Here is a 13201-nt window from a genome sequence, read left to right on the forward strand (position 1 = left end):
GGATCCGCGAGGCCGGGCTCGGGACCGTCGGTCGATGCGGGAGGCGAGGCGTCCGGCCGGCCGTCAGGCCGCCTTCGGCGCCCGAGCGGGATCGGCGGGCAGGAGGGCGCGGCCCTCCGCCCAGGCGACGCAGGCCGCGGCCAGCGCCTTGGTGGAATCGACGAGCGGGGTTCCCTCGCGGCTGGTCGAGGATCGCGCCGCGAGCGGCAGTTCGGTACAGCCGAGGACGATCGCCGCGATGCCGCGCGTTTCCAGCGTCTCCACCGCATAGTCGAGCAGCGGCATGGCCTGGTCGATCCGGCCGGCCTTCACCGCCCGCACCACGGGATCGACGAGAAGCACCGTCTCGCGCTCCGCAAGGGTCACGGCCTCGAAGTCGGTCCCGGCGAAGCCGCGCTCGTAGATGCCCGACGTCACCGTTCCGAGCGTGCCGAGAATGCCGATGCGCCCGGCCGCGAGCCCCTGGTGCCGGAGATCGGCGACGACGGCGTCGACGATGGACAGGATCGGCGTGCGGGTGATCGCCAGGAGATCGTCCAGCCAGAAATGCGCCGTGTTGCAGGGGATCGCGATCAGATCGACCTCGCAGCGGTCCAGCATCGCGACGCCCGCCGCGAGGCCGGCGAGCGGCGACGGCCCCTGTCCGAGGATCGCCGCCGAGCGGTCGGGCAGGGTCGGGTCCATATGGACCATGCAGCGATGATGATCCTGGTCGCGTCCGGCCGGGGTGAGGCGGACGAATTGCGACAGGAAGTCGGCCGTCGCCAGCGGACCCATGCCGCCGAGAATGCCGATTAGAGGGTTGGCTTGCCGCATTCCGTCCTCCCCGACGACGCAGGATCCGGGAACCCCGTCCGGCGAGGTCATGGGAAAGCACAAGACGTTTCAACGCCCTAACAATCCCCTTCGCGCCGCGTTGACGAAGCGGCAATGCAGCTCGTCTTGCGCCGATTTCAGGCCGGATGGTTATCGAGCGCTGTATGCGATGGTTCGACATCGATATATCTGCGGCATTTCGATGCTATACGTTGCCGGGCAAGGATATTCCTGGCGAGATCTAAGACTTGCTTCAGGGATCTTCGGCATGTTGACCGGGCGACGAACCCGCCTCGGCTCGTCCGCACCGGGGGGCGACGTGGTCGCATCGAGGCCAAGAGAACGACGATGACGCTCTACGCTGCCGATGCTTCGACCGCATCGAACCCCGTCCCGCCGCCCGCCGCCCCGCCGGCGAGCCGTCTCAACCGGCTGTTCCGCCTCCTGTCGAACCCCTATCTCCTCCTCGCCAGCATGGCGGTCGGCGTCTATCTCGGACTGTACAATCCGGCGGCGACGTCCTTCCTCGCGCCGGTGGCCGATCTCTATATCGGCCTTCTCAAGATGGTGCTCATTCCCTTCCTGATCTCGGCGATCATGGTGAGCCTCTCCCGTCTCTTCGGCTCGGAGGGGATGCGGCGCGACATCGGGCCGATCGTCGGGGTGTTCGTGTCAGGCCTTGCCGTCGCGGCGGTGATCGGGATCGCCGGCGCGGTGGCGCTCGCGCCCGGCGGCAACATCTCCACCACCTCGCGCGAGGTCCTGGGGCAGGTCGTCGACAAGTCGCCCTATGCCGTCGATATCGAGGTGTCGCTGAACGCGCCCCAGAGCGTGGCGAAGCTCGTGCCCGACGTCTCGATGTTCGACCGCTTCATTCCGACCAACATCTTCGGCGCGCTGACCAGCGGCGATCAGCTGAAGATCCTGTTCTTCGCCATCATCTTCGGCATCGGCCTCGGGTCGCTGCGCCTCGACCGGAGCGCCGGTCTCCAGACCGCGCTGCTCGGCATGTACGATCTCTGCACGCAGCTGATCACCTGGACCAACAAGCTCCTGCCGGTGGCGCTCTGCGCCATGGTGGCCAAGCAGGTCTCGACGGTCGGCGGCGCGCAGCTCGGCGCGATGATCAACTTCACGGTCGGCTTCGCGCTCCTGTCGGTCGTCGTCTGCTGCGGCGTCGTCATCGTCGTCGCCTGGGGCGCCGGCTGCGGCCTCGCCGGCGCGATGCGGGCCATCCGCGAACCTCTGCTCCTGGCGATGGCGACGCGCAGCAGCGTGACCTGCATTCCGGTCGCCGTGGACTCGCTGTCCGAACGGCTCAGCTACGAGCGCCCGCGCGTCGAGATGCTCCTGCCGCTTGGCATGACGCTGTTCCGCTTCGGCCCGGTCCTCTATTTCGCCTTCGCGACGATCTTCGTCGCGCAGCTGCATGGTGTCGCGCTGACGCCAGGCAGCTATCTCCTGATCTTCTCCGGCGCCATGCTGGCGGGCTTCGCCTCGGCGGGCACGTCCGGCGTCCTGACAATCAGCCTGCTCGGGGTGATCTTCCAGCCGCTCGGCCTGCCGCTCGAGGCCGCCCTCGCCCTCCTCGTGACGATCGACCCGGTGATCGACATCTTCCGCACGGCCGCCATCGTCCTGCCGAACTGCGCCGCCGCCGCGGTCGTCTATCGCAAGCGCCGCATGGGCGCCCGCGAGCCCCTGCCCGCCCATGCGTGAGACGGACCGTCCGGCCCGCCGGCGGGATGGCGCCGCGACAGGACCGGAGGCGCGGGCGGTGGGCCGGCTCGGCTGGCGGCGCTTCTCGCTCGCCCTCCTCCTCTCCCATCTCGCCGCCGCCTATGCGTTCTCGCTGGCGCTTCTCCTGTCGGCGGGATTCTTCAACGGGCTGGAAACGGGCTTCCTGCCGGATTCCGCCGCGCAATGGGGCGCCTTTCTCCAGGGCGCCCTGTTCATCCCGCTGGTCGCGGGGGCGATCACCCTCATGACCGGCTTCCTCCTGATTCCCTATACGCTTCTCGTTTCCCCGATCGCCTTCTGGGTCGCCCGCCGCGCCCCCGGCCTGCGGCCGACGCTCCTCACCGGCGCCCTCGTCGGCCTCGCCGTCTCGGCGCTGAAATCCTGGGCCTGCGCCCGGCAGATCCGGGGGCTCCTCCTCGACCCCTATTTCGTGGCGACGACCCTGGCCGGCGGCCTCCTCGCCGGGCTGGCCTTCGGGACGATCCTCTGGTGGATCGGCATCCGGCCGCGCCTGTCCGCCGCCCGGCGCGCCGCCTGAGGTCCGCGTCTCGACCCGCCCCGGCCCTTTGCAAAAGGCGCCGCGCGGTGAATGCTGCCTCTGCTCGCCGGAGGAGGAGTTCGGATGTCGATGCTGACCGATCGGGATATCGCGGAGCTCGTCGCCTGGCGCCGGTTCCTGCATCAGCACCCCGAATTGTCGAACGAGGAGGAACGGACGGCGGAGGCGGTGGTCGGCTTTCTCGGCGAAACGCGGCCGGACGCGATTTTGACCGGTCTCGGCGGCTACGGCGTCGCGCTGGTCTATGACAGCGGCCGGGCGGGGCCGACGGTGATGTTCCGTTCGGAACTCGACGCCCTGCCGATCGAGGAACTGTCGGGCGTCGCCCATGCCTCGCTCGTGCCCGGCCGCTCGCATATGTGCGGCCATGACGGGCATAGCGCCATCCTCGCCGCGCTGGGCCGCCAGTTCGGGCGCGAGCGGCCGGGGCGCGGACGCGTCGTCCTGATGTTCCAGCCGGCGGAGGAGACGGGCGACGGCGCCGCCGGCGTCATCGCCGATCCGCGCTTCGGCGCCATCGCGCCGGACTTCGCCTTCTCGCTGCACAATCTGCCAGGCGTGCCCTTCGGCGAGGTGCGCCTGAAGGCCGGCGTGGTGAACTGCGCCTCGCGTGGGCTGCGCATCGTCCTTCACGGCAAGACGGCGCATTCCTCCATGCCGGAAACCGGCCTGTCGCCGATGCTCGCCGTCAGCCGGCTGATGCCCGCCCTGCCCGAACTTGGACGCGGGCGCTTCGACGAGGACGGCTTCCGCATGGTGACGGTGACCCATGCCGCGATGGGCGAGCCGGTCTTCGGCGTCGCCCCCGGCCGGGCCGAGATCCGGGCGACGCTGCGCACCCGCCGGGACGCGGACATGGCGGAGCTCTGCGACGCGGCCGAGGAGCTCGTCACCCGCATCGCGGCCGAAGACGGCCTTCGCAGCGGCATCGACTATCACGAGGTCTTCGTCGCCAGCGTCAACGCACCGGAGGCCGTGGCGCATCTGCGCCGCGCGCTCGACGAGGAGGGCGTCGCGCATGGGGAGGACGCGCTGCCGATGCGCGCCTCGGAGGATTTCGGCCTGTTCGGACAGGCCGCGACCTCCGCCATGTTCTTTCTGGGCGCGGGCGAGCGCCATCCGGCGCTCCACAATCCCGATTACGACTTCCCGGACGATCTCATCCCGATCGGCGCGCGCGTCTTCATGCGCGCCGCGCGCAACCTCCTGGGCGGGAGCGCGGGCTGACGCGCGCCCGAAGGGCAACGGAGCGCGGCGAAGACCGGGCGGCGGTTGATGCCGGCGGCGGGGCGGCCATCTTTCTCCGGCAGACGATGGTGGGGAGACCGCGATGCGCATTCTGGTGACCGGCGCCGCCGGCATGATCGGGCAGAAGCTGGTGGCGCGGCTCGCGGCGGAGGGCCATGTCGGCGGGCGGCCGATCGCGGCGCTGCTTCTCCACGATGTCGTCGCGCCCGCCGCGCCGCCCGGCCTTGCCGCCGAGAGCGTCACCGGCGATCTCGCGGGGCCCGGCGCCGCTGCCGAGCTCGCCGCCTTCCGGCCCGATCTCGTCTTCCATCTCGCCGGCGTCGTCTCCGGCGAGGCGGAGGCCGATTTCGAGCTCGGCTACCGCGTCAATCTCCACGGAACGCTGGCGCTCTTCGAGGCGCTGCGGCAGGCGGGCAGCCATCCCCGCCTCGTCTACGCCTCCTCGATCGCCGTCTTCGGCGCGCCCTTCCCGGAGGTGATCCCGGACGATTTCCACCCGGTGCCCCTCACCTCCTACGGCACGCAGAAGCTGATGGGCGAACTGCTGCTGAACGACTATACGCGTCGCGGCTTTCTCGACGGCATCGGGCTGCGGCTGCCGACGATCTGCGTGCGGCCGGGCCGGCCCAACAAAGCGGCCTCCGGCTTCTTCTCCAGCATCATCCGCGAGCCGCTGGCCGGGCGGGAGGCCGTGCTGCCGGTGCCGCGCGAGGTGGTCCATACCCATGCGAGCCCGCGCGCGGCGGTCGGCTTCCTCCTCCATGCCGCGACGCTGGACGCGGCGGCGATCGGGGCGCGCCGCAATCTCACCATGCCCGGCGTCGCCGTTTCCGTCGCCGAGGAGATCGCGGCGCTCGGCCGGGTGGCCGGCGAGGCGCCCCTCGCCCTCATCCGCGACGCGCCCGACCCCGCCGTCTGGGCCATCGTGCGCAACTGGCCGACCCGCTTCGCCGCGACGCGCGCCCGCGATCTCGGCTTCGCGGCGGAGACGAGCTTCGAGGAGATCATCCGCATCCATATCGCGGACGAACTCGGCGGTGTCGTCCCACGCCCCGCCAGCTGACGCCGCCCGGCCGCGTCTCAGGCGGCCGGTGCCGGCGCGATGGTCGCGAGTTCGGCCAAGGCGTCCTCGGGAAGGGTCAGATCGACGGCCGCGAGATTCTCGCGAAGATGCGCCGGCGAGGACGTGCCGGGGATGAGGAGGAGATTCGGCGCGCGCTGGAGCAGCCAGGCGAGCGCCACCTGCATCTCCGTCGCCCCGAGACGCTTCGCCACCGTGGAGAGCGTCGCCGATTGCAGCGGCGAGAAGCCGCCGAGCGGAAAGAACGGCACATAGGCGATGCCCTGATCCGCCAGATCGTCGAGAAAGGCATCGTCGTCGCGATGGGCGAGATTGTACATGTTCTGGACGCAGACGATCGGGGCGATGGCCTGGGCCTCCCGGACCTGCGCCGGCGTCGCGTTCGACAGGCCGAGATGGCGAAGGAGCCCCCGCTCGCGCAGCGCCGCCAGGGCCGTCACCTGCGGCTCGATCGAGCCCTCGCTCGGGCGGTGCACGTCGCCCATGATGCGCAGATTGACGACGGCGAGGCTGTCGAGGCCGAGATGGCGCAGATTGTCCTCCACCGCCCGCGTCAGCTCCGCCGGGGACTGCGCCGGGTTCCAGGACGCGTCGGCGCCGCGCACGGCCCCGACCTTCGTCACGATCACGAGATCGTCCGCATAGGGGTGCAGCGCCTCGCGGATCAGCCGGTTGGTGACATGCGGGCCGTAGAAGTCGCTGGTGTCGATATGGTCGACGCCGCGCTCCACCGCCTCGCGCAGGACGGCGATGGCCGCCGCCTCGTCCTTCGGCGGGCCGAAGACGCCCGGGCCGGCGAGTTGCATCGCGCCATAGCCCATGCGCGTCACCACGCTCTCGCCCAGCTTGTAGGTTCCGGCTTTCGTCAGCTCGGTCATGGCCTGTCTCCTTTGAATGGACCCATAGCTAGACCGCGCCCCACCATGCGATAAGCCGGGACGATCCGAACGGGTTGTGCGGAAAGGCGAACAATGGCCGAGTTGCCGGACCTCGAATGCTTCGTCGCGGTGGCCTCGGCCGGCGGCTTCCGCGAAGCGGCGCGGCTCCGGGGCACGAGCGCCTCGGCGCTCAGCGAGGCGATCCGCCGGCTGGAGACCCGGCTCGGCGTCCGGCTGTTCCACCGCACGACGCGCTCCGTCGCGCCGACGGAAGCGGGCCTTCGGCTGCTGGAGCGCCTGCGCCCGGCTCTGGCCGAGGTCGCCTCGGCGCTCGACGTCGTCAACGGCTTTCGCGACCGGCCGGCCGGCACTCTGCGGCTCAACGTCCCGGTCAGCGCGGCGCGGCTCGTTCTGCCGGCGCTCGTCCCGCCCTTTCTCGCCGCCTATCCCGACATCCATCTCGACATCGTCGTGGAGGACAGTTTCGTGGATGTGCTGGCGGAAGGCTGCGATGCCGGCATCCGCTACGGCGAGACGCTGGAACAGGACATGATCGCGGTGCCGATCGGCCCGCGCCGCCAGCGCTTCGCCGCCGCGGCGTCCCCGGCCTATCTCGCGCGGCGCGGGTGCCCGGACCATCCGCGCGACCTTCTCGGTCATGCCTGCCTGCGCGGCCGCTTCGCCAGCGGGACGATGCCGGTCTGGGAATTCGAGCGCGGCGCCGAAACGCTGCGGGTGGAGCCGACCGGCCCGCTGACGGTGCGCATCGGCGCCGGCACGGATCTCGCCGTCGACGCCGCCCTTGCCGGGGGCGGCATCGTCTATCTCTTCGAGGACTGGCTGCGGCCCTTCTTCGCGGACGGCCGCCTCGTTCCGGTGCTGGAGGACTGGTGGCCGCCCTTCGAGGGGCCGTTCCTCTATTATCCAGGCCGCCGGCTGGTGCCGGCGCCGCTGCGCGCCTTCGTGGACTTCGTCCGGGCCGGACAGGCCGGACAGGCGGTGGCGCCGGAGGGCTGATCGCGGCCCGCCGGCCGTCTCGTCGCGCTCCGCCGGTTCCCTCCGCCCCCAAGCCGGCTACATCTTCGCTTCGGGCGCCTGTCTCGGCCGAGACGCGCCAAGCGAGGAAGGGATCGATCACCATGGCGGAACCGGCGGGCCAGACCACCGAGGACCTCGTCGCGCTGTCGATGCTGCATCAGGCGCGGCAGTTCGCGGAGCGCTATGGCGGCCAGGGCCGGCTCTGGCAGCGGCCCTATGCCGAAACGCGGCCGCGCGTCGCCTCGGCGGTGGCGCCGGTCTGGTTCACCGCCTATCCGGCCTCGGTGATCACGCGGCCCGGCGAATCCGTCCTGAAGACGCTGGGCGACGCGCAGCTCTGGTCGGCCCTCTCCTCCATCGGCGTGCGCGGCATCCATACCGGGCCGACCAAGCGCTCCGGCGGGCTGAAGGACGGCACCTACACGCCGACGATCGACGGCAATTTCGACCGGATCGGCTTCGACATCGATCCGGCCTTCGGCACGACGGAGGAATTCGTGGCGATCAGCCGCATGGCCGCCGCCCATAACGCGGTGGTCATCGACGACGTGATCCCCGCCCATACCGGCAAGGGGCCGGACTTCCGCCTCGCCGAGATGAACCATTCCAGCTATCCCGGCCTCTATCACATGGTGGAGATTCCCGAGGAGGAATGGGAGCATCTGCCCGCCGTGCCGGAAGGGCGCGACGCCGTGAACCTTCCGCCCGCCACCGTCGACTACCTGAAGGATCGCGGCCTCATCGTCGGCCAGCTCCAGCGCGTCATCTTCTTCGAGCCAGGCGTCAAGGAAACGGACTGGAGCGCCACCGGCCCCGTCGCCGGCATCGACGGCAAGGTCCGGCGCTGGGTCTATCTCCATTACTTCAAGGAAGGCCAGCCGAGCCTCAACTGGCTCGACCCGTCCTTCGCCGCCCAGCAGATGATCGTCGGCGACGCGCTGCATTCGATCGACCAGATGGGCGCGCGCGGGCTTCGGCTCGACGCCAACGGCTTTCTCGGCGTCGAGCGGCGGATCGACGGGCCAGCCTGGTCGGAAAGCCATCCGCTTTCGGTGACCGGCAACGCCCTCCTCGCGGGCATGATCCGCAAGGCCGGCGGCTTCTCCTTCCAGGAGCTGAACCTCACGGTGGACGACATCGCGGCCATGTCGAAGGGCGGGGCGGACCTTTCCTACGACTTCATCACGCGGCCGGCCTATCACCACGCGCTTCTCACCGGCGATACCGAGTTCCTGCGCCTGATGCTGCGCACCGTCCACGACTTCGGCATCGATCCGGCCTCGCTGATCCACGCCCTCCAGAACCATGACGAGCTGACGACGGAACTCGTGCATTTCTGGACGCTGCATGCCGACGACATCTACACCTTCGGCGGCCAGACCTGGCAGGGCCGCACGCTGCGCATGCATCTGCGCGACGTGATCCGCGAGCGCCTGTCGGGCACGAGCGCGCCCTACAACCTGCCCTTCGTCACCAACGGCATCGCCTGCACCACGGCGAGCGTGATCACGGCGGCGCTCGGCATCGCCGATCTCGATGCGATCGACGAGACGGCGATCGATCTCATCCGCAAGATCCACCTCCTTCTCGTGATGTACAACGCCTTCCAGCCGGGCATCTTCGCGCTGTCCGGCTGGGACCTCGTCGGCGCCCTGCCGCTGGAGGCGGAGGCGGTGGCGCATCTGATGGGCGACGGCGACACGCGCTGGATCGAGCGCGGCGCCTACGATCTCACCGGCCAGAACCCGGCCGAGGCCCGCTCGGCGGAGGGCATGCCGAAGGCGCGCGCGCTCTACGGCCCGATCCCGGCGCAGCTGGAGCGCCCGGACTCCTTCGCCTCGCAGCTGAAGCGCCTGCTCGCGGTGCGCGAAGCCTATGGCATCGCCGCCAGCCGGCAGGTCGCGATCCCCGACGTCGCCGCGCGCGGCCTCCTCGTGATGGTGCACGAACTGCCGGACGGCCGGGGAACGCAGGTCACCGCCCTCAATTTCGGCGCCGAGCCGATCGAGGAGACGGTGATGCTTTCCGGCACGCGGCCCGGCCCGGTGGTAGACATGATCGCCGAGACGATCGAGGGCGACCTTCAGGAGGACGGCGCGCTGCGGATCACGCTCGATCCCTACGAGGGCCTGTCGCTGCGCATCGTCGGGGCGCTGCCGACGCTCTGACGCCAACGTGCCTTCCAGAAACCCGCCGACCCTGCCGCCTCGTCATCCCGGCCTTGAGCCGGGATCCATGCCAAGCCGGTCATGGCGGGCCGAGGCGGACACGGAAGGCAGGATGACCTTTACTGTCATTGCGGCAATTCTGCCGAGGCATGGATCCCGGCTCGGGGCCGGGATGACGAAGCGGCAAGGTAAGCGGGATTGCGCAGAGCGACGCCGGTCTCACGCCTCGCCAACTTGGGGTCAGGCGGTCTCGGCCGCCTCCGGCTCGGCGGCGAGCACCGCCGCGAGGAGGCCGGGAAAGCGCGCGTCGAGTTCCGCGCGGCGCAACTCGTTCATATGGGCCGGGCCGTCGGTGCGGGTGCGCACCAGGCCCGCCTCGCGCAGCACGCGGAAATGATGGGACATGCTGGATTTCGGCCGGCCGCCGTCGAGCGCCGAGCAGGTCGCCTCCCCGTGCCGCGCCAATTGCCGGACGACGCCGAGGCGCACGGGGTCGCTCAGCGCATAGAGCACCTGGCCGAGGGCGACCTCTTCGAGCGGGGGATGACGGAGCGTGCGCACCGCCCGTCCTAGCACGGGCTTGCTCCCGCCTCAATGTTCGAATATTGTCGAACTATCGAATGAACGCCCGGCCACCTCGTCCGGGCCAAGCCAGGACCTGCCATGCCCTCCCTCTTCACTCCCTATCGCCTGAAGGACGTGACGCTGCGCAATCGCATCGCCGTCTCGCCGATGTGCCAATATTCGGCGGAAGACGGCGTCATCAACGACTGGCATCATGTCCATCTGGCGGGTCTCGCCAGGGGCGGCGCCGGCCTCGTCATCGCCGAGGCGACCGCCGTCGCGCCCGAAGGGCGGATCACGCCCGGCTGCGCCGGGCTGTGGAGCGACGCGCAGGCCGAGGCCTGGGCGCCGACCGTCGCGGCGATCAAGGCGGCCGGCGCCGTGCCGGGCATCCAGATCGCCCATGCCGGCCGCAAGGCGAGCGCCAACCGGCCCTGGGAGGGCGACGACCATATCGCGGCGGACGATCCGCGCGGCTGGCAGACGATCGCGCCCTCCGCCGTGCCCTTCGGCGCGAATCTGCCGAAGGTGCCGCGCGCCATGGATCTCGCCGAGATCGAGCGGGTGAAGGGCGATTTCGTCGCCGCCGCGCGCCGGGCGCGCGCCGCCGGCTTCGAATGGCTGGAGCTGCATTTCGCCCATGGCTATCTCGCTCAGAGCTTCTTCTCGACCTGGTCGAACCGGCGCGAGGACGCCTATGGCGGCGATTTCGACGGGCGCGCCCGCTTCCCTCTCGAGACGCTCGCCGCCGTCCGCGCCGTCTGGCCGGAGAGCCTGCCCTTGACGGCGCGCTTCGGCGTCACCGAATTCGACGGCTCGGACGATCTGGAGGAGGGCATCGAGATGGTCCGCCGCTTCAAGGCGGCCGGGCTCGACTTCATCGATGTCAGCATCGGCTTCTCGACGCCGAGCGCCAAGGTGCCCTGGGGCCCGGCCTTCATGGGGCCGATCGCCGAGCGGGTGCGCCGCGAGACCGGCCTGCCGGGAACGACGAGCTGGTTCGTCAGCCGCCCGGCCGAGGCCGATGCGCTCGTCACCGACGAGAAGGTCGATCTCGTCTCGCTCGGCCGCCCGCTGCTCGCCGATCCGCACTGGCCCTATCGGGCGGCGATCGAACTCGGCGCCGACAAGGCCGCCTGGACGCTGCCCGCGCCCTATGCCCATTGGCTGGAGCGGTATCGCACCGCCTGACGCGGCGCCGTCACCGCCTCTCAGGTCCAGTAGAGGATGCGCGCGCCGGGCAGCGTCTCGGCGAGCGCCTGCGTGAAGAAGCCGCGCAGCTCCGCCATCGTCGCCGCGTCGTAGACATGCTTCACCGCGCCGAACTTCGTGCGCTTCTCGCGCCGGAGGCGATCGCTCATGTCGAGATCAGAACCCGGATACCAGCTTTCCAGAACGGCCTTCGAGCCCGGCGAGAAGCGGTGGGTGATGAGCTCGACCGTCGGATCGCAGTCCGGCACCCCGGCGAGCGCGGCGCCGGCCGCCGCGATGAGCTGCCCATAGGCCTCCCGCCAGCCGGGCGCCGCGATGATCGGGGCGATGGTGAGGCCGATGCGATAGCCGGCCTCCGCCATGCGCCGCATCGCCTGGAGCCGGTCGCCGACGGGGCTCGTGCCGCCCTCGAACCGCGCGAAGGCGGGCGGGTTCAGCGAGACGCGCATGCGGGTGCGGCGGTTGTGGGCGAGACCGAGCAGCGGCTCGACCTCCGAAAACTTGGTGGTGAAGCGCAGCTGCGCCTCCCCCTCCAGGGCGCCGAAACGGCGGATCAGGGCCGAGAGCGAGCCCGTTAGATGCTCGATGCCGAGCGGATCGGTATAGCAGGAGGCCTCGAAGGTCGTGCCCTCCCCGGCCCGCGCGGCATCGCGCGAGGTAACGGTGCCGCGCCCGAGATGGGAGGGCACCGCCGCCATGATCGCGTCGAGATTGGCATAGGCCCGCGTGATCGGCGGCCCCTTCAGCGAGCCGGCCAGATAGCAGTAGCTGCAATGCGCCGGGCAGCCTTCCGCGAGGTCGATCCGCCAGTCGGCGCTCGGCGCGATCGGCTGGAACTTCAGCTTGGAGGGCGGCGCGACGGTGATCGCCAGCGTGGATTTGGCCGCCGCATAGGCGCGGCGCGGATCCTCCGGCAGGGCGAGGCCGAGCCGGTCGGAGCCGAGGCGCTCGACGGCGAGGCCGAGCGCCTCGGCTCTGGCGACCATGGCGCGGCCATGCCCCGTCGCGAGCGCCGTCGGCGTGACGAGGACGCGCTTCGGCCGCCAGAGGCGGCTCCGGCGGATCACGTTGGAATCGTGCAACATGGAGCCAAGATGGGAAGGCGCGCGTGCGGCGCCGCTGCGACAGATCGCATCGCTCCGTCCGTGCTGACGTCGCCTCAGCGCCCGGCGTCGGAGGCCTGTTCCTCGTGGACGCCGCACAGCGTCGCGTCGCGCCGCACGTTGTAGCGCGGGGCCCAGCTGACGCGGGCCGAGCAGCTATAGCGAAAGCGCGTGGCGCCCGTCGCGTCCTTGGCACTGGTCTCGGCGGCGCCCAGCCGGTCGATGCGATAGGGTTCCGCGATCCGGCGGGCGGCGAGGAAGTCGCTCGTCATCTTGTTGCACCACCATTCCTCGTCGCCGCGATGGTCCAGATCGCCCGAGGCCTCGGTCACATCCTCCGAGAGACGCCAGCCGATCTGGCCGAAGGCCTCGTTCTCGCAGCTGTTCTCGACGATCTTCCGGCGCTGCGAGATGACGCTCGCCAGCTCGAACTTGCAGCTCAGCGCCGAGGGCATGTAGTCCGGCAGCTTGTCGAAGGGGATGCCGCTATAGAGCTGGCGCACGAAGCTCTCGCTCACCGCCTCCCCGCCATTCACCATCGCCGCCAGGACGCCGACCCTGGCTTCCACCGCCTCCTTGATCCGCGTGCGGGTGAGAAGGCCGGACGTGATGTCCTCGCAGACGCTGCGCGAGAAGCCCGCCACCACGGGATAGTCGTCGGCCCGGCTGGCGGGCGCGAGGAGGAGCGCCGCCACCATGGCGACGGGGAGCGAGAGTTTCGGCACGGCCAGGTCCCACCTTCAGGCAGAAGCATCCCATAAGGTCAGGTCACGCGACCTCGTCAGCGGATGCCG

Annotated in this window: 12 protein-coding genes; 7 read left to right on the forward strand and 5 right to left on the reverse strand. The window is 70.4% G+C overall.

The annotated features are described in order from the left end of the window. Nucleotides 1-63 precede the first annotated feature (63 nt). Nucleotides 64-816: a cysteate racemase gene (gene cuyB, locus IEY14_RS17300; protein WP_188910695.1), complete on the reverse strand. Its 753-nt coding sequence runs from the start codon at nt 814-816 to the stop codon at nt 64-66. A 348-nt stretch (nt 817-1164) separates the two neighbouring features. Here cuyB and IEY14_RS17305 point away from each other — a divergent pair, with 348 nt between their 5' ends. The 4 genes from IEY14_RS17305 (at nt 1165) to denD (ending at nt 5426) form a co-directional block, all read left to right on the forward strand. Next, entirely contained in the window at nt 1165-2535 is a 1371-nt protein-coding gene (locus IEY14_RS17305) for a dicarboxylate/amino acid:cation symporter (protein ID WP_188910696.1), read from the forward strand. After that, entirely contained in the window at nt 2528-3094 is a 567-nt protein-coding gene (locus tag IEY14_RS17310) for a hypothetical protein (RefSeq protein ID WP_188910697.1), read from the forward strand. The genes IEY14_RS17305 and IEY14_RS17310 overlap by 8 nt, the downstream gene beginning before the upstream one ends. Nucleotides 3095-3178: 84 nt before the next feature. Next, entirely contained in the window at nt 3179-4342 is a 1164-nt protein-coding gene (locus IEY14_RS17315) for an amidohydrolase (protein ID WP_244639536.1), read from the forward strand. Between the two features lie 103 nt (nt 4343-4445). Next, nucleotides 4446-5426: a D-erythronate dehydrogenase gene (denD, locus tag IEY14_RS17320; protein ID WP_188910698.1), complete on the forward strand. Its 981-nt coding sequence runs from the start codon at nt 4446-4448 to the stop codon at nt 5424-5426. Between the two features lie 17 nt (nt 5427-5443). On the opposite strand, the gene IEY14_RS17325 is transcribed toward denD, so the two are convergent. Continuing rightward, nucleotides 5444-6322, reverse strand: a complete 879-nt coding sequence (locus IEY14_RS17325) for an aldo/keto reductase family oxidoreductase (RefSeq protein WP_188910699.1) — start codon at nt 6320-6322, stop codon at nt 5444-5446. A gap of 93 nt (nt 6323-6415) precedes the next feature. On the opposite strand from IEY14_RS17325, the gene IEY14_RS17330 reads away from it, so the two are divergent. Together IEY14_RS17330 and treS are read left to right on the forward strand one after the other, a co-directional pair. Continuing rightward, nucleotides 6416-7339, forward strand: a complete 924-nt coding sequence (locus IEY14_RS17330; RefSeq protein ID WP_188910701.1) for a LysR family transcriptional regulator — start codon at nt 6416-6418, stop codon at nt 7337-7339. A gap of 122 nt (nt 7340-7461) precedes the next feature. Further along, a complete protein-coding gene (treS, locus tag IEY14_RS17335; protein WP_188910703.1) occupies nt 7462-9528 on the forward strand; it encodes a maltose alpha-D-glucosyltransferase in 2067 nt (688 codons plus the stop codon). A 240-nt stretch (nt 9529-9768) separates the two neighbouring features. Here treS and IEY14_RS17340 read toward each other — a convergent pair whose 3' ends face one another. Next, nucleotides 9769-10089: an ArsR/SmtB family transcription factor gene (locus tag IEY14_RS17340; protein ID WP_188910705.1), complete on the reverse strand. Its 321-nt coding sequence runs from the start codon at nt 10087-10089 to the stop codon at nt 9769-9771. Between the two features lie 102 nt (nt 10090-10191). Between IEY14_RS17340 and IEY14_RS17345 the strand changes: the two genes are divergently transcribed. After that, the gene (locus IEY14_RS17345; protein WP_188910707.1) at nt 10192-11283 is read left to right on the forward strand and encodes an NADH:flavin oxidoreductase/NADH oxidase; all 1092 of its coding nucleotides are present in this window, start codon (nt 10192-10194) and stop codon (nt 11281-11283) included. Nucleotides 11284-11303: 20 nt separating this feature from the next. Here the strand turns inward: IEY14_RS17345 and IEY14_RS17350 are convergent, their stop codons facing one another. Continuing rightward, complete coding sequence (locus IEY14_RS17350; protein WP_244639537.1) at nt 11304-12371, reverse strand: SPL family radical SAM protein; 1068 nt, start codon at nt 12369-12371, stop codon at nt 11304-11306. 92 nt (nt 12372-12463) lie between these two features. Next, the gene (locus tag IEY14_RS17355) at nt 12464-13132 is read right to left on the reverse strand and encodes a hypothetical protein (RefSeq protein ID WP_188910711.1); all 669 of its coding nucleotides are present in this window, start codon (nt 13130-13132) and stop codon (nt 12464-12466) included. Between the last annotated feature and the right edge of the window lie 69 nt (nt 13133-13201).

This window comes from Aureimonas endophytica, assembly GCF_014642635.1.
Lineage (GTDB): Bacteria > Pseudomonadota > Alphaproteobacteria > Rhizobiales > Rhizobiaceae > Plantimonas > Plantimonas endophytica.

What these genes read in the sequence shown, in the direction of transcription:
- cuyB (WP_188910695.1), bottom strand. Translation starts at nt 816, where the DNA reads ATGCGGCAAGCCAACCCTCTAATCGGCATTCTCGGCGGCATGGGTCCG.
- IEY14_RS17305 (WP_188910696.1), top strand. Translation starts at nt 1,165, where the DNA reads ATGACGCTCTACGCTGCCGATGCTTCGACCGCATCGAACCCCGTCCCG.
- IEY14_RS17310 (WP_188910697.1), top strand. Translation starts at nt 2,528, where the DNA reads ATGCGTGAGACGGACCGTCCGGCCCGCCGGCGGGATGGCGCCGCGACA.
- IEY14_RS17315 (WP_244639536.1), top strand. Translation starts at nt 3,179, where the DNA reads ATGTCGATGCTGACCGATCGGGATATCGCGGAGCTCGTCGCCTGGCGC.
- denD (WP_188910698.1), top strand. Translation starts at nt 4,446, where the DNA reads ATGCGCATTCTGGTGACCGGCGCCGCCGGCATGATCGGGCAGAAGCTG.
- IEY14_RS17325 (WP_188910699.1), bottom strand. Translation starts at nt 6,322, where the DNA reads ATGACCGAGCTGACGAAAGCCGGAACCTACAAGCTGGGCGAGAGCGTG.
- IEY14_RS17330 (WP_188910701.1), top strand. Translation starts at nt 6,416, where the DNA reads ATGGCCGAGTTGCCGGACCTCGAATGCTTCGTCGCGGTGGCCTCGGCC.
- treS (WP_188910703.1), top strand. Translation starts at nt 7,462, where the DNA reads ATGGCGGAACCGGCGGGCCAGACCACCGAGGACCTCGTCGCGCTGTCG.
- IEY14_RS17345 (WP_188910707.1), top strand. Translation starts at nt 10,192, where the DNA reads ATGCCCTCCCTCTTCACTCCCTATCGCCTGAAGGACGTGACGCTGCGC.